Annotated in this window: 23 protein-coding genes; 11 read left to right on the top strand and 12 right to left on the bottom strand. The window is 40.9% G+C overall.

Features of this window, described 5'->3' with window-relative positions; genetic code table 11:
* Positions 1 to 19 precede the first annotated feature (19 nt).
* Together E2H97_RS14160 and plsY are read right to left on the bottom strand one after the other, a co-directional pair.
* On the bottom strand, positions 20 to 1,318 hold the full coding sequence (locus E2H97_RS14160) for an ankyrin repeat domain-containing protein (protein ID WP_133407736.1): 1,299 nt from the start codon (positions 1,316 to 1,318) through the stop codon (positions 20 to 22).
* Positions 1,319 to 1,391: 73 nt separating this feature from the next.
* Positions 1,392 to 2,006 carry a glycerol-3-phosphate 1-O-acyltransferase PlsY gene (gene plsY / locus E2H97_RS14155; protein WP_425466792.1) on the bottom strand — a complete coding sequence of 205 codons (615 nt, stop codon included), beginning with the start codon at positions 2,004 to 2,006 and terminating at the stop codon, positions 1,392 to 1,394.
* 198 nt (positions 2,007 to 2,204) lie between these two features.
* Here plsY and folB point away from each other — a divergent pair, with 198 nt between their 5' ends.
* From folB to E2H97_RS14140, 3 genes are read left to right on the top strand one after another with little or no spacing between them, the layout of a single operon-like run.
* Positions 2,205 to 2,561, top strand: a complete 357-nt coding sequence (gene folB, locus E2H97_RS14150) for a dihydroneopterin aldolase (RefSeq protein ID WP_133407735.1) — start codon at positions 2,205 to 2,207, stop codon at positions 2,559 to 2,561.
* Positions 2,562 to 2,570: 9 nt separating this feature from the next.
* A complete protein-coding gene (folK, locus tag E2H97_RS14145; protein ID WP_133407734.1) occupies positions 2,571 to 3,056 on the top strand; it encodes a 2-amino-4-hydroxy-6-hydroxymethyldihydropteridine diphosphokinase in 486 nt (161 codons plus the stop codon).
* A gap of 36 nt (positions 3,057 to 3,092) precedes the next feature.
* A complete protein-coding gene (locus E2H97_RS14140) occupies positions 3,093 to 3,896 on the top strand; it encodes an undecaprenyl-diphosphate phosphatase (protein ID WP_133407733.1) in 804 nt (267 codons plus the stop codon).
* A gap of 57 nt (positions 3,897 to 3,953) precedes the next feature.
* Here the strand turns inward: E2H97_RS14140 and E2H97_RS14135 are convergent, their stop codons facing one another.
* Together E2H97_RS14135 and E2H97_RS14130 are read right to left on the bottom strand one after the other, a co-directional pair.
* Positions 3,954 to 4,196 carry an LPP leucine zipper domain-containing protein gene (locus E2H97_RS14135; protein ID WP_170308314.1) on the bottom strand — a complete coding sequence of 81 codons (243 nt, stop codon included), beginning with the start codon at positions 4,194 to 4,196 and terminating at the stop codon, positions 3,954 to 3,956.
* An 88-nt stretch (positions 4,197 to 4,284) separates the two neighbouring features.
* Entirely contained in the window at positions 4,285 to 5,514 is a 1,230-nt protein-coding gene (locus E2H97_RS14130; protein WP_133407731.1) for a multifunctional CCA addition/repair protein, read from the bottom strand.
* Between the two features lie 114 nt (positions 5,515 to 5,628).
* Here E2H97_RS14130 and E2H97_RS14125 point away from each other — a divergent pair, with 114 nt between their 5' ends.
* Together E2H97_RS14125 and E2H97_RS14120 are read left to right on the top strand one after the other, a co-directional pair.
* On the top strand, positions 5,629 to 7,212 hold the full coding sequence (locus tag E2H97_RS14125) for an AAA family ATPase (RefSeq protein ID WP_133407730.1): 1,584 nt from the start codon (positions 5,629 to 5,631) through the stop codon (positions 7,210 to 7,212).
* A complete protein-coding gene (locus tag E2H97_RS14120; RefSeq protein WP_133407729.1) occupies positions 7,213 to 8,190 on the top strand; it encodes a general secretion pathway protein GspB in 978 nt (325 codons plus the stop codon).
* On the opposite strand, the gene nhaD is transcribed toward E2H97_RS14120, so the two are convergent.
* The 5 genes from nhaD to E2H97_RS14095 all read right to left on the bottom strand — a co-directional run bounded on the left by nhaD (position 8,187) and on the right by E2H97_RS14095 (position 15,633).
* Positions 8,187 to 9,434, bottom strand: coding sequence for a sodium:proton antiporter NhaD (gene nhaD / locus E2H97_RS14115; protein WP_133407728.1), 1,248 nt, complete (start codon positions 9,432 to 9,434; stop codon positions 8,187 to 8,189). The genes E2H97_RS14120 and nhaD overlap by 4 nt on opposite strands.
* A 225-nt stretch (positions 9,435 to 9,659) precedes the next feature.
* Complete coding sequence (hemL, locus tag E2H97_RS14110; RefSeq protein ID WP_133407727.1) at positions 9,660 to 10,940, bottom strand: glutamate-1-semialdehyde 2,1-aminomutase; 1,281 nt, start codon at positions 10,938 to 10,940, stop codon at positions 9,660 to 9,662.
* Positions 10,941 to 10,963: 23 nt separating this feature from the next.
* Positions 10,964 to 11,974, bottom strand: coding sequence for an aspartate carbamoyltransferase (locus tag E2H97_RS14105; protein WP_133407726.1), 1,011 nt, complete (start codon positions 11,972 to 11,974; stop codon positions 10,964 to 10,966).
* A 145-nt stretch (positions 11,975 to 12,119) separates the two neighbouring features.
* A complete protein-coding gene (locus E2H97_RS14100) occupies positions 12,120 to 13,841 on the bottom strand; it encodes a chloride channel protein (protein WP_133407725.1) in 1,722 nt (573 codons plus the stop codon).
* Between the two features lie 73 nt (positions 13,842 to 13,914).
* On the bottom strand, positions 13,915 to 15,633 hold the full coding sequence (locus E2H97_RS14095; protein ID WP_133407724.1) for a chloride channel protein: 1,719 nt from the start codon (positions 15,631 to 15,633) through the stop codon (positions 13,915 to 13,917).
* A 32-nt stretch (positions 15,634 to 15,665) separates the two neighbouring features.
* On the opposite strand from E2H97_RS14095, the gene E2H97_RS14090 reads away from it, so the two are divergent.
* The 5 genes from E2H97_RS14090 (at position 15,666) to E2H97_RS14070 (ending at position 20,548) form a co-directional block, all read left to right on the top strand.
* Positions 15,666 to 16,394, top strand: a complete 729-nt coding sequence (locus E2H97_RS14090; protein WP_133407723.1) for a DUF6776 family protein — start codon at positions 15,666 to 15,668, stop codon at positions 16,392 to 16,394.
* 112 nt (positions 16,395 to 16,506) lie between these two features.
* Entirely contained in the window at positions 16,507 to 16,893 is a 387-nt protein-coding gene (gene erpA / locus E2H97_RS14085; RefSeq protein ID WP_133408655.1) for an iron-sulfur cluster insertion protein ErpA, read from the top strand.
* Between the two features lie 60 nt (positions 16,894 to 16,953).
* The gene (locus E2H97_RS14080; RefSeq protein ID WP_133407722.1) at positions 16,954 to 17,541 is read left to right on the top strand and encodes a 5-formyltetrahydrofolate cyclo-ligase; all 588 of its coding nucleotides are present in this window, start codon (positions 16,954 to 16,956) and stop codon (positions 17,539 to 17,541) included.
* Positions 17,542 to 17,606: 65 nt separating this feature from the next.
* Positions 17,607 to 19,004 carry a beta-propeller fold lactonase family protein gene (locus E2H97_RS14075; RefSeq protein WP_133407721.1) on the top strand — a complete coding sequence of 466 codons (1,398 nt, stop codon included), beginning with the start codon at positions 17,607 to 17,609 and terminating at the stop codon, positions 19,002 to 19,004.
* 104 nt (positions 19,005 to 19,108) lie between these two features.
* Positions 19,109 to 20,548, top strand: coding sequence for a protein adenylyltransferase SelO (locus tag E2H97_RS14070; protein ID WP_133407720.1), 1,440 nt, complete (start codon positions 19,109 to 19,111; stop codon positions 20,546 to 20,548).
* Here E2H97_RS14070 and E2H97_RS14065 read toward each other — a convergent pair.
* Both E2H97_RS14065 and E2H97_RS14060 read right to left on the bottom strand, forming a co-directional pair.
* Positions 20,545 to 20,934: a GFA family protein gene (locus E2H97_RS14065; protein WP_133407719.1), complete on the bottom strand. Its 390-nt coding sequence runs from the start codon at positions 20,932 to 20,934 to the stop codon at positions 20,545 to 20,547. The two genes, E2H97_RS14070 and E2H97_RS14065, sit on opposite strands and share 4 nt — an antisense overlap.
* Positions 20,927 to 21,838: a DUF808 domain-containing protein gene (locus E2H97_RS14060; protein ID WP_133407718.1), complete on the bottom strand. Its 912-nt coding sequence runs from the start codon at positions 21,836 to 21,838 to the stop codon at positions 20,927 to 20,929. The genes E2H97_RS14065 and E2H97_RS14060 overlap by 8 nt, the downstream gene beginning before the upstream one ends.
* Before the next feature lie 149 nt (positions 21,839 to 21,987).
* Here E2H97_RS14060 and rpiA point away from each other — a divergent pair, with 149 nt between their 5' ends.
* On the top strand, positions 21,988 to 22,647 hold the full coding sequence (gene rpiA, locus E2H97_RS14055) for a ribose-5-phosphate isomerase RpiA (RefSeq protein WP_133407717.1): 660 nt from the start codon (positions 21,988 to 21,990) through the stop codon (positions 22,645 to 22,647).
* 73 nt (positions 22,648 to 22,720) lie between these two features.
* Here rpiA and E2H97_RS14050 read toward each other — a convergent pair whose 3' ends face one another.
* Positions 22,721 to 23,449: an HDOD domain-containing protein gene (locus tag E2H97_RS14050; protein ID WP_133407716.1), complete on the bottom strand. Its 729-nt coding sequence runs from the start codon at positions 23,447 to 23,449 to the stop codon at positions 22,721 to 22,723.
* Positions 23,450 to 23,654 lie beyond the last annotated feature (205 nt).

The raw sequence follows: 23,654 nt of genomic DNA, 5'->3' as shown, positions 1-23,654 counted from the left end.
AAATTCATCATTATAGTTCTTATGTGTTGACCGCTTTTTGCAAAGTTTCTTTTACTTCTTTTAGTTTTAAAAGCAAGTCTTCTGCATGTGGTTGTTGGATCATATCTTCCTGAGTTAGCCTAGTAACTATGTCTATTGGCTCTTCTAAGTCTTTAGTTTGGAGTGCTTTGTCTTTTGCAAAAAAATGTTCCAATAATAACGTTGCAACTTCAAATTCTTGGCTATTGATTGCCATAAGAAGCAAATTTGTTTGTTGATATTTTACAACTTCTCTTCCTTTTAATTCAGTCTTAACCATCATATTGGTTTTCTGAATTGTAAGTGTCACAGGTTTATACTCAAAAATCTTTTTAACCATTGCTGTTTTAACGTCACAGTTACTATTAAGAAGCTGTGATAGAGAATGAGTAATCCAAGACTTGAATTTATTTGGCTCCATTTTACGTTGCGCGAACTCCATAAGTAGCTCTATATGTTCAATGTCTCTTTCAATCAGGGCTTGAGCCAATATCAAATTACCGTTCACTGCTGTAAATGCTAAATCTGGGTTTTGTTCAAGTATTGCCTTTGTCATAGTCGTTCTTCGATGGTGAACAGATAAGCCAAGAGGGGGGAAGCCAAACTTGTTTTTTGCTAGCAATGCATTATCTGTATAAACCAGCGATTTATTTTTTGCGAGTAATTCCATGAAAATAGCTTCATCGCCTTCAATGACAGCCTCGTGAAGAGGGGTGTTTCCTTCCGAATTTACTACATTAATAGGTGCCCCAACGCTCAGGAGCTCTTGTGTTGTATGAAATTTTTTAAAAATGACAGCTAAGTGTAATGGCGTTTGCGATAGTTGATAACGCGGTACTAAGTGAGCATCTTCTGTTTCTATGGGTAAGGACAATTCCTGAGATGTGAATCTACACAGATTAACGCCTTTACACAGTACGGTTTTTAATTGCTCTAGTTCACCGTTAGCCGAGTGAATAAGTACTTCAGAGGAATGTAAGCCATTAAGAGCTTGTAGGATAGGAAATCTCGGGCTATCTGGAGATGTTGGTTTGAAAGGTTCTTTCTCTCCTTGATGAAACTCACACCACTGTTTGCTCTCTGGGCAGAACTTTACTACGAAAATGTCCTTTACTCCATCAGGAAACTCTTGAGTAAATTGATGGGGAGAAAACATTTGCAGCCCAGCTGCCGTGAATTGTTTTGTTAATGACTGATTGTCATTCGGGGCGTTTTTTAAACTTACTCCACCTTCGACATGTTCGGATAAAACTGTCCACTCTAGAGGTGGTACAGAAAATCTAACATTGAGCTCTGCCACACTGAATACTCATTACAAACTGAAAGTACTCTGTCAAACTAACTCTTTTCAACTGAATATAGGCTTACAGCAATTATTGCTTTCTTTTTAATTTGTTTCTTAGAGTAAATCGAGGTTCTTCACCTCTGAACAGGCGATAGATATTGTCTTTATGTCGAATGACAATCAGTATTCCAAGCATTGCCACTGGAATGGTAAATCGATCATCTAAATAATGGGTTAAGATAGGAGCCATAATCGCGGTAGCAATTGACGCTAAGGAAGAAAATCGTCCGATAATGACCACAAGTACCCACGTTCCCATTAAATAGAGTGCTAAGCCTTCACCAATAGGGGCCATTGCACCAAATGCAGTTGCGACACCTTTGCCACCCTTAAAGTCAAAAAAGACAGGGAAAATATGGCCAAGACAGGCCGAGATAGCAATAAAGCCTAATGATACTGAATCGATATTGAGCTTGTAACTGAGGTAGGTGGGTAGTGCACCTTTTAGCATATCAAAAAACAACACCAAAGCCGCTGCACTTGCTCCCCCAACACGAAGAACATTAGTGGCGCCGGGGTTTCCAGAGCCTTGAGTGCGTGGATCTGGTAATCCTTTCAGACGACATACCAGAATCGCTGAGGAAATCGAGCCTAATAGATATGCTGCAATTAGCATGGCACTGATTAATGCTATTTCGCTCAAGTTGGTTTCCTTACTCAGGTTAATGTATTATCACGCCTACAAATTACGGCCTAAAAATATAAGACCGGTTTCAAAATATAAAACGCCAAGAAGTCCTAGTGTAACAGTACATTTGTTCAACATGCGACTCTGAATTGCCAATTATATATTGATTTTTTTAAATCTCTTATCAGACCTGTACAGCGTGGAATTACTTTGATGGATAAAGTCCTCATTAAACAATTAAAAGTTGATACCGTTATTGGTGTTTATGATTGGGAAAAACAAATTAACCAGAGCTTATATCTTGATCTTGAGATGCAATGGAATATTGCTCAGGCCGCCCAAAATGATGATTACAAACACGCACTTTGTTACGAAACTGTATCTAATCGTTTAATCGAGTTAATAACAGAAAAGCCCATTGAATTGATAGAAACTGTTGCCCAGTTAGTGGCTGATTGTTTGATGTCGGAATTTAATGTTCCGTGGGTAAAAGTAACAGTAAATAAACCGGGAGCGGTTAAAGCTTGTCAAAATGTGGCTGTTGAAATCACTCGCCAACAACAAGATTAAGGTAACGGTGTGTCACAGATATACATCAGTGTTGGTAGTAATATCGAACCAGAAAAATATTTTCGATTAGGGCTGAGAGCACTTAAACACTATTTTGATGATTTTAGTTTATCATCCGTTTATCTAAGTGAAGCCGTAGGCTTTGGTGGCGATGACTTTCTTAATATGGTGATAGGGGCTAAAACCTCAATGACCGTTGAAGAAGTTGTGAGCATTCTTAAGCAAATTGAGTATGATCATGGTCGAGCTAATGATGCTAAAAAGTTCAGCTCCCGTACCTTAGATTTAGACTTGCTTTTATTTGATGATTTAGTTTGTCAGATGCCAGTGCGTTTGCCTCGTAGTGAAATCACCTTTAACGCTTTTGTACTTTGGCCGTTAGCGGAAATTGCACCAAACCTTGTTCACCCCGAACTTAATAAGAGTTACTCGAACCTCTGGCAAGCTTACGATAAGTCTTCTCAGTGTTTAAAGCCCATTGAGTTCGATTGGTAACATTAATTTTTTAGATTTAGTTTTTTAGGAAAACAGATGGATACGTTACACGTCATTATTTTAGCGATCATTCAGGGATTGACTGAATTCTTACCTATTTCCAGCTCAGGGCATTTAGTCTTAGCCGCACCATTATTTGGCTGGCAAGATCAAGGTTTATCATTCGATGTTGCGGTAAACACGGGGTCGTTATTGGCTATGGTCATTTACTTTCGTCAAGAAATTTGGCAAATGGCTAAAGCATGGACAACCAGTTTAGTCACTCGAAAACAAACGCCTGATAGTAAATTGGCTTGGTGGATTGTATTGGCTACTTTGCCTGCGGTTATTTTTGGCTATTTGGGTATGGACTTTATCAAAACTCACTTCAGAAATATTGAAACCATTGCTACGACTACGATCGTGTTCGGCTTGTTGTTGTGGTGGGCGGATAAAGTTTCAAAACACAAGCTTGATGAGTACCAAACGGGTTGGAAAAAGGCCTTACTGATTGGTTTTGCTCAAATGCTGGCTTTGATTCCGGGAACCTCTCGCTCAGGTGCTACTATGACAGCAGGGTTACTTTTAGGCTTAACGCGTGAAGCGGCGGTACGTTTTTCGTTTTTAATGTCGATTCCAGTAGGGCTTGGCGCGGCTATTTTAGTGACCAAAGATTTGGTTTCTTCACCCGAAGCGATTGATATTCAAGCTTTGACTATTGGTACCATCGTATCTTTTGTCGCCGCTTATGTTTGTATTCATTACTTTTTAAAAGTGATTGGTAAGATGGGCATGAAGCCATTTGTGATATATCGATTACTGCTCGGTGCAGCATTGTGTGGTCTGATCTTCCTTGGCTAACCGAAGTAAGGCTCGCTCTGTTTTTAGAGCGAGCTAAATCAAATTCCACTCCTACTTCTATTTTCTATAGTTTCTGGCAAGGTTATTTAAGCGATCATTAGCACGTTCAGCGGCCTGTTTATTTCGCTTGATGCTATTCATCATTTGCTCGTGCTGAGATTTCATATCATTGACTTGTGAACTGAGCTGATCGAGTTTTTGGTTTGTTGTATTGATGTGTGCTTGTAATTCTGCATTGCTGACACAGCCAGAAAGCAAGCAAGTTAAACCTAATGCTGAGATTATGAGTAATTTTTTCATTATTTGGGCGCTCCTGAACGGAAAGTGCCCATATGTTGCCATAGCTGGTCTTAGTCTCAATTTTGATTAGGGATTTTTCGTGGCTTTGTCAGCCTGCAGTCAGCTTTTTAATTTCTGCTATGCTCTCTGTTCTTTGCTTCTCTAACTCAGACTTTATTGCAGCCCCTTTGAACCCTGAAGCAAGGATATTTTGGATATCAACACTATTTGCTGCATTAAAGCACTCAATTAAATAGTTAGCTTGCGTGTATTCATGCTGTTCAAAGCCCGTTCTTCCTCGAATATCGGCATGACAAGCAATAAGAATCTGCGATACACGTTCAGGTTTACGCCAAGCGTCCATTTTATTAAAAAACTTCAGGACTGTTGCTGGCTTAAGCTCAAAAGCGTTATGAACATTTTGATGTAAATCGCTGACCAGTAACGCCAAGTCTCTATAGTTGTTTGGGACTCTTATGCGTTCACACATTTTTTTGATCAAAGGCATACCAAACTGTCCATGACCATGATGGCTGGGCCATTTGTCTTGTGGTGTAACACCTTTGCCAAGATCATGAACTAAGGCGGCAAAGCGGATTTGCTTGTCTTCAGTTAAGCGTGCGGCTTGTTCCAGTACCATTAAGGTGTGAACACCCGTATCGATTTCAGGATGCCATTTTTCTGGCTGTGGTACGCCAAACAATTGCTCAATTTCTGGAAATAAAGCCTTAAGTGCCCCGCAATCTTTTAGCACTTGGAAAAAAACTTGAGGTTGAGGATAAGACAAGACTTCTTCCAGCTCTTGCCAAACTCGCTCAGCACTTAATGCTTGTAATTCACCGGATGCTGAAAGCTCTGTCATTAATGCCATGGTTTCTACTGCGATTGAAAAACCAAGAGGTGAAAAACGGGCGGCAAATCTCGCGACACGTAACACTCTTAACGGATCTTCAACGAAGGCTTCAGATACATGGCGTAGAGTTTTATTCTTGATATCATCAATACCACCGTAAGGATCATACAATTGTCCTTGCTCGTCTTCAGCAATGGCATTGATGGTGAGATCTCGTCGAAGTAAATCTTCTTCAAGTGTTACGGACTGGCTAGCATCGACGCTAAAGCCGCGATAGCCAATACCTGTTTTACGTTCAGTTCGGGCAAGAGCATATTCACAATGGGTCTTGGGGTGCAAAAATACTGGAAAATCTTTTCCCACTTGCTGATAGCCGAGGCTTACCATTTCATCTGGTGTGCTGCCCACCACCATATAATCTTTATCTTTTACGGGGAGCTCTAAAAGAGCGTCTCTAACGGCTCCCCCGACAAGGTATATTTTCACAATCTTCTTCAACTTTAAGCGATATCTATCTAAAGCTTATCAGACAAAACTTTGACAACAAAAGCACTTAGCCGTAAGTTGTTGCCATATTTGTCGATTATTTAGTTTATTGGTATGTATAAAGCGTTTTTTGGTTTAAAGGATACTCCGTTTTCAATCGCTCCAAATCCTGACTATTTATTTTTGAGTGAGCGTCATCGTGAAGCATTGGCCCACTTGAGTTATGGACTTGGTGATACTGGTGGATTTGTGTTGCTTACAGGAGAAGTCGGAACGGGGAAAACCACTGTCTCGCGCACTTTACTAAAGCAACTGCCCGACAATACCGATACTGCGTTTATTCTGAATCCTGCGCTTACTGAACTGGAATTACTGGCGACCTTATGTGATGAGCTGAAAATAGATTATCCAGAATCTCCTACTTTGAAACAGCTTACTGACCGCATCAGTGAATTTTTACTTGAGAATCACGAAAAAGGTCGTAATACCTTAATGATCATTGATGAAGCTCAGCATTTAAAAGCTGAAGTATTGGAGCAGTTAAGGTTACTCACCAATTTAGAAACAGACACAAAAAAACTGTTGCAAGTGATTTTAATTGGTCAGCCAGAATTACAACAGTTACTAAAACGCCAAGAACTTAGACAGTTGGCTCAGCGGATCACGGCTCGCTATCACTTATTGCCACTAACTGAAGATGAAGTCGCGTTATACGTTCAGCACCGCTTAGAGGTCGCTGGACGTTATGAGCCGCTATTTACCCGAAAATCAATCAAAGCTCTACATAAACATTCTGGTGGTATTCCAAGATTGATCAATTTGCTATGTGAGCGCACCTTGATGGCGGGATACGGTCAATCTAAAGTACCGCTTGATCATCATATGGTAAATAGAGCCGCTCAAGAGATCTTAGGAGTAGAAGAAGTTGCGGCTCCCAAATACAAATGGCCACTATTGATAGGCGGAGCTTTGGTGGCAAGCTTTGCTGTGGCGTATGTTGGGTTTAACCATTTCCAATCACCACAGGTTTTTGAACCGTCAGTTGGGGTAGCTAAAACTCCTGAGCGTAGCGAGCAAGTAGATAATCCAATATTGACTCAGGCGATAGGTCAAAGTCGTGACATCAAAACGGCGTTTTCAGTATTGCTTGGGCTGTGGGGGAAAACACCCTATCAAAACCTTACTAGTTGCCAAGCCGCACAGGCACAACAGCTGAATTGTTATCAACAGCAAGGAGACTGGAAAACGCTACTTAGAATGGGATATCCAGCGGTACTTTATCTGAAAGATGAAAGTGGTCGTCCTTTTTATGGCGCTTTGGTTGCTGTGGATGATCATAGAGCATTAATTCAACTTGGTGAGCAGCAATTATGGATTCAGCAAAGTTGGCTTGATACTCACTACGATGGCACGTTTGAGCTACTTTGGCAGAATGTCGGAGCACCTGACAGTACGATTACACGCTATGCACCAATTGAGCAAATCCAATGGCTTGAAAATCAACTGGCCAATTATAACCACGAAAAACCAAGGGAAATGACGCACTTTGATGCACCGCTTATTCGAACATTAAAAGACTTTCAAAAGCAAAATGGGCTGTTAGATGACGGTATTGCAGGCAAGCAAACATTGGTATTATTAAGTTTGTTTGCTGAGCATTCTGGGCCAGATCTTTCTGCGGCTAAGGAGTTGTATTAAATGTCAATTTTGCTTGATGCGGTGACTAAAAGTAAGCAAAAAAATGCGCCGTTTGATCCTACGATTTCTCCACAACGGCAACTGGCATCTGTGCACTCGAATAGACAGCTTCCTTGGCACTGGTTAGGCTTAGGCACAGCTGTTGTCGTAGGTGCGATCGGTGCATGGTGGTTATTGCAGCCTAATGTTGTTAATCAAACAACGAAACAAGCAGAGCCTATCACTACTGAAGCTAAGCCCTCAGTGTCATCACAAGTTACTCTTGCTGGGAAGGTCGCTTTGCCTATTCCTCAGTCTTATCAAGCACCAAGCCAGCCAGTTAGCAATGCTCAGAACCCTCAATCCGCTCAAGCTTCAACCAATAGCTCAAGTCAATCACAAGCTGTTCAAACGGCTTCGACAACTTCAGAACCCAGACCGATTATTTTAGGTAAGCCTTTGGATAAAAACAGTCCTTTAGCGAGCGAATATGGGCCTGAACAGACCCAATCGGATTTGGAGCACGCTAAAGAACTAATGCTTGGTGCGAAACCTAATAATACGCAGGCGTTAGATTTGGAAGCGTTAAAACGACAAGTGGCGCTAGCGGCATCGGATGTGGGATTAAAAACAGATGAGCAGCATAAGCAAGATAAAGTCATCAATAACTTGAAACAAGAACTGAGTCAGGTTGAACATGAAAGAGCGGTCAATAAGCCTTTTTCGGATGATCCTAAATTAGAAGCGAATGCCAAAGATAAATATACTCAGGTACCTAAATATGGGGAATTGCCAGCTGGTGTTCAACTACAAGTACCTCAGTTTACTATCAGCGCGCACTTGTATTCTACTACACCATCACAGCGCCGTTTAAGTGTTGACGGAAAAGAGTTAAAAGAGGGCGACACCATAAAAGGTAAATTGAAAATTTTAGAGATCCGCCCTCAAGATGTCGTCTTAGGGATTAATGGTGAGAAGTTTTCGGTGCCTGCTGCTTAACCAAAAAAATACCGACCGACAACCAAAGTCAATCCATACCCCAAACTATAACAAATGAGTAAAGCAGGGAAGAACTTGAGGTAACTACCAAAAGTCAGTTCTTTCACTTTACTCATAGCGATAACACCTGCTGCACTGCCTATCACCAATAGTGACCCGCCAACACCGACACCATAAGTTAGCCCTAACCATTCTGGAGTCGTTAGGTTTGGGTCTGCTTTTAACAAGGCTGCCGTCAGTGGCACGTTATCTAATAAAGCAGAGAAAGTACCTGCTATATAGTTAGATACACTGGCACTGTGCTGGCTGTAAACTTGTGCCAAGGTATCGAGTACCCCAATTTCTTTTAGCATTCCCACTAACAGCAAAATACCTAAGAAGAAAAGTAAAGTGTCGAACTCCACCTGCCTGATGTATTCCAATATCTTGACTTCTTCTCGGTTAGATCGTGCCAAGCTGCCAAGCAAAAACATGATCGACAAGCCAGTTAAAAAAGTCAGTACAGGAGGAATGGCAAATAGAATATTTAATAGCATGGTTAATACGATGGTACTGAAGAATAAAATCGTAATTGCGACATCGATTCTGTTGTAGTTACTTTCAACTTTGGTGGTACTTACGGTTCCTTTTAAGTTGTATGAAAACATTGAGGACAGCAAGATAACACTAATGGCTGAAGGAATGATTAAGGTGACTAACTCTGACATTTTTACATGACCACTTAGGAAGATCATTAAGGTGGTTACATCGCCAGTGATTAAAGCCACTCCGCCTGAGTTAACAGCAAATACCACAAGCACCGCCATTTTTAATTTCACTTCAGAACTCAGGTTAAAGGTACTTAATAGACCTAATGTCACCAAGGTTGCCGTGACGTTATCGCAAAATGTTGAGAGGATTAAGGCAAACAAAGATACCTGTATCATCAATAAGCGAACAGATATTTGGCTGGGAAAGATTTTTTGAACGATCAGCTGGATCATACCTTTGGCATTCAAGTAAGCGACAAAGGTCATGGTAGACATTAAAAATAGCCATAAGGTGGCAATCTCAAGTAAGTTCTCATTCAAATCCTTAGTGATAATTTGCTGGTGGCTTGACGAACCTGCTGCAACAAATAAACACACCCAAGAAAAACAGCCTAAAAATAGAGTGGTTTTAGCTTTGTTTATTTTGGTGATGTCTTCAAAAATGATGGTGATTAACGCTATGACTGATAAAGCAATTAGAAAAGTGTTGAGCATTGACGGCTCCAAGTAGTCAATTACAGAAAGTGAGTTATAACTCACGTCTTAATTCATTATTTTTAAATAAAAAATAATACAGGTTGTTATTAAGTAATAGTGTAATTGAAACCGCTTTTACAAAATCATTTATGAAAAAGATTTCATGATTCAATAAGATTTTTGAATATTTTCCTAAGCGCAGGGATGTGTCTGCCTGTTGATAAGGCAGACACTGATAAAGGACTATAGTTGAGCAAACACCTTATCCGCTGCTTTAAGCGTTTTCTCAAGCATTTCATCATCATGTGCTGCTGATAAGAAACTTGCCTCATAAGCACTTGGTGCTAAATAAACGCCTTCTTCTAACATGCCATGATAGAAAGCTTTAAAGCGTTCAAGGTCGCACTTAGTGACTTGTTCGAAAGTCGTCACTTTCTCATCTTCAGTGAAGAAGAAACCAAACATAGCGCCAACATAGTTGATGGTCATTGGGATGCCATGTTTATCCGCTAACGCTTTAAACCCTTCGGCAACATATTTGGTTTTACGAGCTAACTCTTCATAAAGCCCTTCTTCTTCCAAGGCTTCCATTTGTGCTAGGCCTGCAGCCATTGCAATTGGGTTACCCGAAAGAGTACCGGCTTGATAAACAGGGCCAGTAGGCGCAATGTACTGCATCACTTCTTTGCGGCCACCAAACGCACCGACAGGCATACCGCCGCCGATGACTTTACCAAGGCAAGTTAGATCGGGTTTAACACCATAGTGAGCTTGAGCACCTGCTTTAGCAACACGGAACCCTGTCATGACTTCATCAATGATCAGCAGTGCACCGAATTGATCACAAATATCACGCAACCCCTGTAAGAAGCCATCAATAGGAGGAATGCAGTTCATGTTACCCGCTACTGGCTCAAGAATGATACAAGCGATATCTTCAGGGTATTCTTCAAACAAGGCTTTTACGGAATCTAAATCGTTGTAGATCGCCGTTAGGGTGTGCTTAGCAAAATCAGCCGGTACGCCAGGAGAGCTTGGCTGACCTAATGTAAGTGCGCCAGAGCCAGCGTTAACCAATAGACAGTCTGCATGACCGTGATAACAGCCTTGGAATTTTAGAATTTTGTCACGGCTGGTAAAGCCACGTGCTAAACGAATTGCACTCATGGTCGCTTCTGTACCAGAGCTCACCATACGAACTTGTTCCATAGAAGGCACCATAGACGTGACTTTTTCAGCCATGGTTATTTCAAGTTCAGTTGGTGCACCAAAAGATAACCCGTTTTCAACAGCGTCAAGAACAGCTTGGCGTATTTTAGGGTGGTTATGACCTAAAATCATAGGTCCCCATGAACCGACGTAATCAATATAAGCATTGCCATCAGCATCATAAATATAAGCACCATCGGCTTTTTCAATAAAACGTGGCGTGCCGCCAACGCCATTAAAAGCACGAACAGGTGAGTTTACTCCACCTGGGATGGTCTGTTTTGCCTGTTCAAACAGCGTATCAGAACGGGTCATATGGGGTTCCTTAATTAAGTCTATTATTTTCTTACATACCAATTAACTGGTAGCTCATGTTGCTCTAATTGAGAATCAACACCAAGCGTAAGCGCAAAAAGTGCCATGCGAATAAGCAGGCCATTATCAGCTTGACGGAAAATCGCCAAGTTTGGATTTGAATTTAGATCATCGTTCAGCTCGTTGGCTTCTGGGCGAGAATCACGAGGCAATGGATGTAAAATTACCGTATCCTGATGACAATGTTGAGCGTAAACTCTTTGGTTCAGCCTAAATTGTCCTCGATACTTATTAGCTTCATCCTGAGATGGAAAACGCTCTTCTTGAATTCGGGTTTGATACAAAATATCGGCGTTTTCAAGGTTGCCTTCAATTTTATCAACGATGTTGACTTTATGCCCTGCATTAACCACTTGGTCAACCACATGTTGAGGCATTTGCAACTCTGTTGGAGAAAGTAAGGTGAAGGTCACGTCATTATATAGGCTGAGAAGTTTAGAAAGTGAATGTACGGTGCGACCATACTTTAAATCACCCATCATAGCGATGTTCATACCATTGATGTCTTTGTGTTTACCTTTGAGCTCTTTTTCAATGGTAAATAAATCAAGCAATGCTTGAGTTGGATGCTCATTTGAACCATCACCGCCATTGATTACAGGCACACAGCTGCCTTTAGAAAAATCCTGCACAGAAAAGCTTTCTGGGTGACGCATGGCAATGACATCCGAGTAGGTCGCCATCATTTTGGCAGTATCAAACAGTGACTCTCCTTTAGAAAGTGAAGATGTGCCTGAGCCAACGGTTTCAGCAACATTACCACCAAGTAGATTGAATGCTGTTGAGAAACTAACTCGAGTGCGAGTGCTTGGTTCAAAAAATAGGTTACCTAAGATCGCACCGTCAAGAACTCGAGTACGTCTTTCTCTTAACGCATAGGGTTGCATACGTTGGGCAACAGAGAAAATGGTGTGGAGGGTATCCAAATCAAATTGGTTCACCGAGAGGATGTGGGATCCTTCTAATTGTGTCATCAGCCTATCTTCCAGTAGTTTGGGTACAAAGATAATTATTAAAGATATTGCTGAGCGGGTATGCTACCAGAATAGCGCCAGTTTTTATATGTTTTGAAGAGGAAAAATGAGGTCTTATTAACTGAAATAACTTTGATATTAGGCGTTATAAATTTTCTTTACCTATCTGCTTTTCTAGCATTTTCCAAGAAATTATACCAACGATTCTGGTTTCATCTTGTTCATAGATGGCCACTTCTCCAGCTTTTTTATGGCCTATGTGGTTATACACTTCATCGAGGGTTGCTGTATCAGGCACAAGGGCAATTTTTTGGGTGTCGATCTGAGTCATATCTTCTGCTGCTAGTGCTCCTAGATGATGAGTAAATGTTCCCTCACTCTTTTGACTGATTACGGTTGAGACAGACTTTTCTTCGTATATGGTTGGTGAAACCTCTTTTTCGCTCTCAATGATGATGAAATCCTGACTCATCACCGCTCTGACGCCAACTTTTTGTAAAGCTTGGTTTTTAGCGGGGACGAAATGTTCTAATCCCATAATATTCATTTGTTCGATAAATAATGACTGAGACTTCAGCACCTTAAATGCGACTAAGTAGGCGGGAGTGATCACAAACATGGCTGGTAAAATGATATTTGCATCGGGTGTCAGCTCAAGCAATGTTACCAGCGCAGCAAGTGGAGCACTTAATGTTACACCCATCATTACGGTCATTCCTATGGCAACATAAAGCCCATAGTACTGCGCGGTATCAGGAGAAATTAAAATACTAAAAGTGGCTAGAATTGCCCCAAATAAAGCGCCAATTCCAAATAGAGGACCAATGATTCCACCAGGGATACCTAAACCGAGCGCAACAATCGTGGCTAATGATTTAGCAATAAGCACAGTAGCTAAAATAAAAAGGCCCAACTGGTGATCAACTGCAGTATGAATAGCTAAGTCCATAGAACCTAGTGCCTCAGGGACAAATACGCCAATTAGAGCTGTAAGTAAGCCTGCCAATAATAGTTTTTTTCTTAGAGGCCATTGCTTGTTGATTTTGGTCAATTTAAGCAAACTTTTGCTAAAGAGAGCGACATAACAGCCTAATAAAATCCCGCCAATAAATAACAATGGATAGAGTGCTATGGGAAAATGAACTAAATCAATACCAGCAAACTCTTGGAAATTACCAAAGACTAAGCGGCTAGTAAGAGCACCAATGACAGCAGAAAGTAGAATAGGGAAGAAGTAATGCAAACGGTATTCACGAATAACGACTTCAAATACAAAAATTACCGCAGCAAGGGGTGAGTTAAACGTGGCAGCTATACCTGCTGCAATACCGCTGGCACAAATAATTCTTACGCTGTTGTCAGGCAAACGAAACTTCTCGGCCATAGCACTGGCGCTGACTGCTGCAATATGAATTGCAGGGCCTTCACTTCCCACTGAGAAATTAGTGACTAATGAAGTGAGCGCTTGAAAAAATTGACCAATGCCTGTTTGGAATGGAATTTTGCCGTAAAACATCTTGAAACGATGCATGACAAAAGCAATCCCCATACGTCGATATTGCTTTGCCGTTAAATGAGCGATGCCCCATATCAACAGAGCACCGAGTATAGGAAGATAAACTCGCCAATCAGTGAAGTCAGCATTAAAGTCATCAGTGGTAAGCCGAGTAAACTCAAAGGTGTTGGTTATTAGCCAGCGAAAAGAGATGATCACACCTGAGGCAAAGAGCGCAAAAAACAAAGCCAAAATACATAGAGGAATACTCAGTTTGGCTTCGGCTAATATATTCCGTAAGCCATTTGCCATATCTCTTAGAATCCCCAACATCGTCGATGTACTCAAAACCGATTTGTTAGGTGATTTCATTTGTGTAGTCTCCTAAATCCATGGAAACATGACTCAGTCAAATGCTTTCAATAAAATATAGTATAAAAGCCAGTTAAACATGACCTTTACGAACTTCTTTATAAATCATTTTCCAGCTGATCAATCCAACAATATTGTGAGGATCTTTTTGGTAAATGGTGATTTCTCCTGTACGCATTGGTGCTAGTAATTTATAAGCATCATCAAGAGTTGCAGTATCAGGTAGTATTTTCAAAGGGGCTGATGAGAGCATTAGCTCTTCAGAGTTATTATCTGAAGCTTGTAAAATGTGAATGTCACCATCAACTGTCCTTACCAGTACTTTTTGCTCATTTTCATGGGAAGTACTCATTTGTTGTAGTAGGCTTTCATCAATAACCTTGATTTGTTTTTCCATTACTGCTCGTACACCTCGTTTTTGCAACCCTAAGTTGAGAGGCGGAACTCGGTAACCTAGTCCCATCAAGTCCAATTGCCTTAGTAATATTGATCGGCAATTAAAACCTTGGAATGCCAATAAAAAGGCTGGGATCATTACGAACATGGCAGGAAGAAGAATATTCGCGTCATTCGTGAGTTCTAAAAGCGCCACTAATGCCGCTAAAGGTGCGTTTAAGCATACGCCCATCATAACTGTCATGCCGATAATGGTATATAAGCCAACATAAGGTGCACTTTCAGGAAATAAATAGACATTGATTCCGGCCAAAATTGCTCCGAGTACAGCACCAATTCCATAAAGAGGGCCGATAAGCCCACCAGGAATTCCGAGCCCAATTGCGCTTACCGTTGCTATGGTTTTTGCAAATAAAATAGCAAATAGAAAAGTGAGGCCAACTGAATCGTCAATTGCAGTAGTTATGGCTAATCCATCACTGCCTAATGCTTGTGGAACCATAATTCCAACGGCGGTCGTGATAACACCAGCTAACAGCAATTTGGGAAATAAAGGCCACTTTTGGCTGATTTCAGTTATTTTCAGTAACGATGAGTTCAATAGTGCAGCAAAGCAGCCAAGTAACAAACCATCGGCTAATAACGTTGGGTAAAGACCTAGTGGCATATCATTGATATTAATTGCGCCGAATTCATGAATATCACCAAATACCAGCTGGCTACTCAGCGCACCGCAAACGGCAGAAATTAAAATGGGGAAGAAGTAATGAATTCGATATTCTCTAATGATCACTTCAAATACAAAGATCACCGCCGCTAAAGGAGCGTTAAAAGTTGCGGCAATACCAGCTGCAACACCACTGGCGCTCAGAATCCTGACACTGTTGTCTGGAAGGTTAAACTTTTGCGCTATGACACTGGCGCTAACCGCACCTAGATGAATTGCTGGACCTTCTCGTCCTACAGAGAAATTAGTAGCAAGTGCAAATAGTGCTTGTAAAAATTGACTTGGGGCCGATTGAAGTGGGATTTTTCCATAATGTAACTTGTATCGATGCAGTACATAGGCAATACCCATTTGCTTATATCGACGAGAGGCAAGACGAGCAGTAAGCCAAATAAGTAGGACACCTAATAAAGGCAAGTAACTGCGCCAATCAGCCAAATCAGCTACAAAGTCTGAATGTCTCAGTTCAGTGATTTCGAATGACGTTTGTAACAGCCAACGGAATAGGATGATGACACTTGAAGCGACAATCGCAAAAGCTAATGCTAGGAGGCACAATTGAACGTTGGTTTTGCTTCCTGAAAGCAAATCCCTGAAGTCGCTAGAAAAATATTCCAAAGCTTTTGAACAACTTTGCGTATTCAGCAATTTTTTTATTGTAGAATGCACCTATCCAATGGCTCCAAAGGGTAATAAAAATCATGTCGAGATCGGAACGCAGGCAAGATCGCTTGCGAAAATTTGAACAAAATTATTTTCCCATAAATCGCTATGTATTTTTAGTGGTTTTATTGGCTTTTGTGGCGGGGGGAGCAAGTTATTTTTATTACGAACAACTTTCACCTGTTCCCAAACAAGGAAATGCTGAGATTAAAGAGCTCAAAAATAAATTAAATACTCAGTCTCAAGAGTTGGCTCAACGTAATTTAGAGCTCAGTATCGCTCATCAATCGAACCAAAATCTACGAAATATGTTTGCAAAAAAGCAGGCATCACAAGCCGATATAGAAAGAGAATTGGCGTTCTACCGTAGCATCATGGCTCCAGAAACCAGTGCTCAAGGGATCAGTATTTATGATTTGAGGCTAGATAAAACGGTCGCCAGTGAAGGATATGAGTTAAATTTGATCTTAACCCAACTTAAAAAGCGTCGTTCTTCACTCACAGGTTATGCTGAATTGACACTTATTGGTGAAAAAAATGGCAAAGAGATCAAGCAATCTATCAATCAGCTGACAAAAAATGATTTCAAATTTCGTTTTAGATTTTTCCAATCGTTACAAGCTCGACTCGACTTACCTAAAGGCGTTAATTGGAAGCAATTACGAGTAAAAGTGAAAGTGCCAGCTAGTCGTTGGAGCAAAGCGGAAGAAACAGAGCGTAGTTTTGATATTAATAAATTACTTGCTGATCCTGAAGGTTCCCAATAATACTTGAATGAATTACTAAGGCATTAGATAATTAATAGAGAAAGTATTTAAAGAGGTAATCATGACGCAATTTACTGATGCTGCTGGAACAGTTGAAAAAGAACAGCCACAAGTGGTTCAACAAGAAACACAAGAACAACAAAGCAATGAACCGCAGCCAGAAAGCGATGCATTACCTATTCAATTTACTGATGCCGCAGCCAGCAAGGTAAAAGAGCTGCTAGAAGAGGAAGAAAACCCTGCATTAAAACTGCGAGTTTATGTTACTGGTGGTGGGTGTTCAGGATTCCAGTACGGGTTTACCTTTGATGAAAAACAAAACGAAGGTGATTTCACCGTTGAGAAGCAAGGTGTATTGCTAGTTGTAGACCCTATGAGTTTGCAATATTTGATTGGTGGGGAAGTGGATTATACTTCAGGCCTTGAAGGTTCTCGATTCTATGTGAAAAACCCGAATGCCACTACAACGTGTGGTTGTGGTGCAAGCTTCTCAGTTTAAATACCCCATCACAATAAGGCGCATTGAGCGCCTTATTCGTATCTTGTTCTAGGTTAAGTTATGGATAACACTTCAGCGCGAAATCGACTTCGTCATCAAATTCGCAATCAAAGACGTCAAATCTCTCAACCTCATCAAAAAATGTTTGCTGAGCAAGCCTCAGAAATACTGTTATCTCAACTTATTAAACAGCAATGTCAGTCTGTGGCTTTATATCTCAGCTTTGATGGCGAGCTTGATACTATGCCCTTGATACAAAAATTATGGCAATCTGGGGTAAAAACCTTCTTACCTGTATTGCACCCGTTTACTCAAGGGCATTTATTATTTCTGGAGTATCAGAACTCTACACCCATGAAGCTCAACAAATTTGGCATCGAAGAGCCTGAATTGGCTTGTAATAAGGTGTTACCTGTCGAACAACTTGATGCGATTATTACTCCATTAGTGGCTTTTGATGAGCAAGGAAATCGAATGGGCATGGGAGGAGGCTATTACGATCGCACTCTGGCTTATTTAGAGTCTAAACCGTTTTTAAAAGTAATTGGCTATGCTCATGAATGCCAGAAAGTGGATGCGCTTCCTATCGAAGCTTGGGATAAGCCTTTGTCGGCAGTGGTAACGGCACAAGCATTTTATCAATTTTGACAAGACCATAACTGTTACCTATACCTTATTCATTGCAGTAGCTGTATTAATAAGGAAGTATTAACATGGAACGTTCATTTGCCTCTAGGCTTTATAAAAGCTTAATAGCCCTCTCTCTCTCTGTTTTCATCGTAAGTTGTGGCAGTGACAACGATAAAAAAGTTGAAAAACAGCCTGTCGGTTTTATCTATACCACTACAAATGGTGAGGGCATCAACCAAGTAATGCAATTAAGCCGATATGATGACGGCACCTTAGGTAATGAAAAAGTGTACTCCACCAGTGGTAAAGGTGGTGCTAATGTCGGTGCTGGTGGTGATGCTCACGGTGATTTTGACTCACAAGGTGCAGTACAAATCATTGGTGATTATCTATTAGCAACCAATGCCGGTGGAAATAGTATTTCCGTTTTTAAGCTTAACAGAAGTACTGGTGATTTAGCCTTTATGCAAAGCGTTGGTTCTGGTGGTGAACGCCCTGTGAGTATTGGCTTTACTAAAAAAACAGAAAGTGAAGACGAGTACTGGGTCGTGGTTGGTAACCAATGGAATAACCCGAATATTCAAAAGTCAGGTGATGATATTGAAAGGTATCCAAACAATGCTTTCTTCGAGGGTGATTTAACCGCTGCCGATCCTTCTGATGCAGTAAGGAACATTGTGCTATTTAGCTTCGATAGCTCAAATGGTGCCTTAGTTCGTGATGATGGCGATTTTATGGATAGCTATAATCGTGAAAATGGTGGCCCAACAACAGTGACCTTTAGTGATGATGGCACTCGCTTAGCGGTAGCCACTTGGGGGATCGCACATTTCAGTACAGATACTCCTCTACTTGCTGAACAAAAACCAAGCCGCGTATACGTTTATAACTTTGATGCGGAAAATGGTGAAGTTTCAAACGTACGTCATTTTGAGAAGGAAGGCGTGGCGGGAACCATCGGCATCAACTTCGCTAAAGGTGTGAATGACGTTATTCATGCCAGTAACTTTAATTTGATTAACAGCTTATCTGATCATGGTCTTACGGTTTTAAAGGTGGCTGACACAGAAGTTACTATGATGGAAAGTGGTAATACAGGTGAAGCTAATCAACACGATGAAGCGTGCTGGACGGTATTGAACCCTGATGGAACACGTTTGTATGTTTCAAGCTTCGGTGCGAACGTGGTTACACCATTTTCGATTAACACTGACGGTAGCATGAACAAGACGCTTCCTTATGAAGCTCGTGGTGACAATACGCCAAGTGGTGATACCAAGGAAATGTGGGTATCGCCTGATGATAAGTATGTTTATGTGCTTGGTGCCTTTCAAACTTTCACCCTTAACCGCTTTAAAGTAACTGAAGATGGATTAGATTATCTAGATCAATACATCTATGAAGAAACTAAAGATGCTAGAGGTGACGATAGTGCAGGTAAGTACAACTTCCTTGGTTTAACGGGTTTTGACATCAAGTAACCCAATAATTAAACCTCTAGAGCCTCTGCTATTACAGGGGCTTTTTTTATGGCTATAAGTTAGAATCATTACAGACTCTATCTTTATTTCGACAATAATAAACTATGCAATTTGATAACAGTTACCTTCAATTAGGTGAACGATTTTTTGTAAAAACTCAATCTAAACCGGTTAGTAATCCCAAATTACTTTTATGGAATGATTCGTTAGATGAGCAGCTTGGATTGTCTGAATTGCAGGAGTCAAAGCGCGCACAGTACTTTTCAGGTAATGAGTTACTAGAAGGCTCTGAGCCAATAGCATTAGCCTATGCGGGTCATCAGTTTGGTCACTACAATCCTCAATTGGGTGATGGTAGAGCTCATTTACTCGGTGAACTGATTGATAGTGATGGCACGAGAAAAGATATTCAGCTTAAAGGATCTGGAGCGACACCATTTTCCCGTGGTGGAGATGGATTGTGTGCCATAGGCCCAGCACTGCGTGAATATTTAATGAGTGAAGCCATGTTTGCTTTAGGTGTTCCAACCACCCGCTGCTTGTCTGTGGTGTTAACGGGGGAGCCTGTTTATCGCCAGAGAGTACACCAAGGTGCAATCGTTACTCGAATTGCAAGCAGTCACATACGAGTAGGGACGTTCCAATTTATAGCGGCTCAGCAAGACAAAGCTACACTTCAGTCTTTGTGTGATTATGTGATAAATCGACATTTTCCAGAAGTTCAACAAACAGACGGTGATTCCATTTGTGCTTTATTTGAAGCGATTATGAATAAGCAAATTGAGCTTATTGTCGAGTGGCTGAGAGTGGGTTTCATTCATGGAGTGATGAATACTGATAACACTGCAATATCGGGAGAAACCATCGACTTTGGTCCGTGTGCCATGCTTGGAACATATGACCCAGAAACCGTTTATAGCTCGATTGATCGCCGAGGGCGTTATGCGTTTGGCAACCAAGCTAAGATTGCTCACTGGAACATGGCAAAATTAGCCGAAAGCTTGTTGGTGTTGGATAATGAAGTTTCCCGATTAGAACCACTTCAACACGCGTTAAATCAATTCCAATCCAAATTTGAACAGGCTTATTTTGCTATGATGTCGAATAAGCTAGGTTTATTGGAAACTCAAGAACAAGATAACACTCTGATTGAGAAAATAACTCAGGCCATGTACCAACAACAGCTTGATTACACGCAAACCTTTACTTTACTCACTCGTTCCCTAAATTGTGAAGAATCAGAGCAGAAAATAAGTAAGTCATTGGGTGATGCTTACTCAACTTGGTATCAAAGATTGAAAGCTAGTAATCACTCATTGGAGGATATTCAAGCTCATATGAGACAAGTTAATCCTGTCGTTATTCCAAGAAACCATCAGGTTGAGCAAGTGTTAGCTGAGTATGAAGACAATAATAATATTGAGCCGTTGTTGGCTTTTCTTAATGTATTAAAGCAACCTTATACTGACTCAGAAGTCAGTAAAGTGTATCAACAAGCCGACTCTGAATATGATGCTCAATATCAGACGTTTTGTGGAACCTAATATAAATTCTGACGCGCACCATCAAGAATATCGTAATAATCACCTTTTTCTGCGGTGAAGATATGTAATTTGATGGTACAGCCTGTGCCTCCATCAATACTGCCTAAAGCAATGCTGATCCAATCGTGTTTGTTTTTATCGATAGGATCAAAAAAGAGTGTAGAGCCGCACTTAGAGCAAAAACCGCGTCTGGCTTTTTCTGATGAATGATACCAGCTTAGATATTCTTCTCCTGCAATGGTTAATGAATCTAGCGGAACTGAAGTTGAAGCGAGTGCATAACCTGTAGATTTCCGACATTGAACGCAGTGACAAATTTCACCATCACCTAAAGGGCTGCTGGTGGAATAAGTGATGCAGCCACAAAGACATGATCCTTTAATCATTTTTACTTCCTAACGAACGCTTAGCTTTCGACAATAAGGTAACAATACCGACAGTGATCAAGCCTGCGATAACGCCAATTACGAGTTGCAATAAATGCGGCACAATAAACCAATCAAATTGAGTCAACTTCAAGAACTCAAGAACATGCAGGCTATGATCAACAATGCCGCCACCCACAAGAAACATGGCTAATGTGCCAATGATGGTAAGAATTTTCATTAATCTAGGGGCGGTATTCAACAGTGCTAATCCAAGCAGTTTTGCCCCTTTTCCTAACTTGCCTTGGTTGTGTTTTTGCAACAAATAAACACCACCATCATCCATCCGAACAATAAGCGCCACGAACCCGTAAACACCTATGGTCATCAAAAGAGCAATAATGGCGAGCGTAGAAGCTTGGGTGATCAAACTCTGCTCTGCGACAACGCCTAATGTTATGGCAATGATTTCGGCTGAAAGAACAAAGTCAGTCCGGATTGCACCTTTGATTTTTTTGACTTCATAAGCTTGGCGCTCTTGTTCCGTTTCAAGTTCAGGCTCATTTGAGTCTTCTGCGGAGGCTTTCTTTGAGGTGAGTTTGTGGTAAGTGCTTTCGATGCCTTCAAAACAAAGAAATAAACCGCCACAAAGGAGAAGGGGCATAATTGCCCATGGAATAAATGCGCTGATGAGAAGAGCGGCGGGAACAAGAATGCATTTATTTTTTAAGGAGCCTTTGGCGACTGCCCAAATAACAGGAAGCTCACGTTCTGATGCTACGCCTGATACTTGTTCGGCATTTAGCGCTAAGTCGTCACCCAAAACCCCCGCGGTTTTCTTTGCGGCGACTTTACTCATTACCGAAACATCATCCAAAATTGTGGCGATATCATCAAGTAGGGTTAGCAGACTTGCTCCAGCCATTGGTCATCCTTATTTCAAATGCTGATTTGTGGTTATCCTACTGACTCATCATTAGTTTATCAAATTCAGATAATGTTAAATCATCGACACTTTTTTGCATTAAGTGGCGTATAATATGTCGCAAAATCCATTGATTAAGCGTGGCGAATATGACCCAAGATGAAATGAAAAAAGCAGCTGGCTGGGCAGCTCTAGAATACGTTGAAAAAGATTCAATTGTGGGGGTTGGTACAGGCTCAACTGTTAACCATTTTATTGATGCACTTGCGACCATGAAAGCTGACATTGAAGGTGCGGTATCGAGCTCTGAAGCGTCGACTGAAAAAATGAAAGCTCTGGGTATTCCGGTGTTCGACTTAAACACCGTTGATAACCTTTCTGTGTATGTTGATGGTGCGGATGAGATCAATGGTCACATGGACATGATCAAAGGCGGTGGGGCAGCTTTGACTCGTGAAAAAATCGTGGCTGCAGTCGCTGATAAATTTGTATGTATCGTTGATAACACTAAAGAAGTTGATATTTTAGGTGAGTTCCCACTTCCTGTTGAAGTGATCCCTATGGCTCGTTCGTACGTGGCTCGTGAGTTAGTTAAATTAGGTGGTGATCCGGTTTATCGTGAAGGTGTGATCACTGATAATGGCAATGTGATTTTAGATGTGTATAACTTAAAAATCATGGAGCCGAAAAAGTTAGAAGAACAAATCAATAGCATAGTAGGCGTGGTAACTAACGGTTTATTTGCTCATCGCGGTGCTGATGTATTGTTGGTTGGCTCACCTGATGGCGTAAAGACAGTAAAGGGCTAAACTCTGGCTTATTAAAGTAGAAAGAGACATTCAGTAAGGCTTATTTCCGAAGCGAAATAAGCCTTAAGTGATATTAAAGTGGATTTAAAAGCAGTTTCTTTTTGCTCAAAACACGTCGTAAAACCAATCCTGCAGATTCAAGTTGCTCTGATTCTTGTAAATTATGGGCGATCATAAATTCTCGTTGCAATTCTTCATCTAAACCCAAGGTCTTAAACGCTTCAATTGTTAATGACTGTTGATGTTCATCAATAATGTTTTTCACAAAAGGTAATGGAATTGGTTTTTTCAAATCGAGCTCTAAGCGAGCAAACGAAGTAAGTGCAATGATTTGACCAAATACACTGAATAAGCAAATAGTTTGAAGTTCATCACTGTCGATTTTTGAGTCATGCATTTCGTGCAGTAATAAAATCGATTCTTCGGCAATACTTTCAGTAAGCTGCCAGTAGCCTTTGACTAATTTTTTGTAAGGTTGAGACAATTCATCGAACAACTCTTTTAGATAAAACGAAAACGCATATCGATATATGTTGACCTGACCTAAGCGTACCAGTGCTTCTTTGATGGTCTTAGGTTTACTCTGGATAGACGTTTCATGGTGCGCCAATTGAGTACGCCATAATATATGCGCTGAGAGTGAAGGATCACTGATCACAATATCGATGATATTTTGAATATCACCATCGGCGATAATGGCTTTTTTTAGTGGTATCAAAACACCGCGACGACCAATTAGAAGTTCTTCGTTAGCGATGATTGATTTTATCTGAGAAAAAATGATTTGCTCAATGTCTGTCATACTACTGTCCATAATCCTTTCAGAAACAGCGAACAGCTAGCCGCCACTTACTAATACACCGGATTTGTCGCATCTATTAACACAAGAACAGTATAAAGGAGTTGCTATTACAAAACTTCCACTTTTGTCTAATTAAAGAAACGGGTGCTGATAATTTAAACAAGACTATGCCTGCTGTTGTGAACAGGCATAGACATTAGCAATG

It is taken from the genome of Parashewanella tropica, assembly GCF_004358445.1.
GTDB lineage: Bacteria > Pseudomonadota > Gammaproteobacteria > Enterobacterales > Shewanellaceae > Parashewanella > Parashewanella tropica.
Note: the sequence above shows the minus strand (reverse complement) of the source record. Positions and strands in the feature narration are given on the sequence as shown.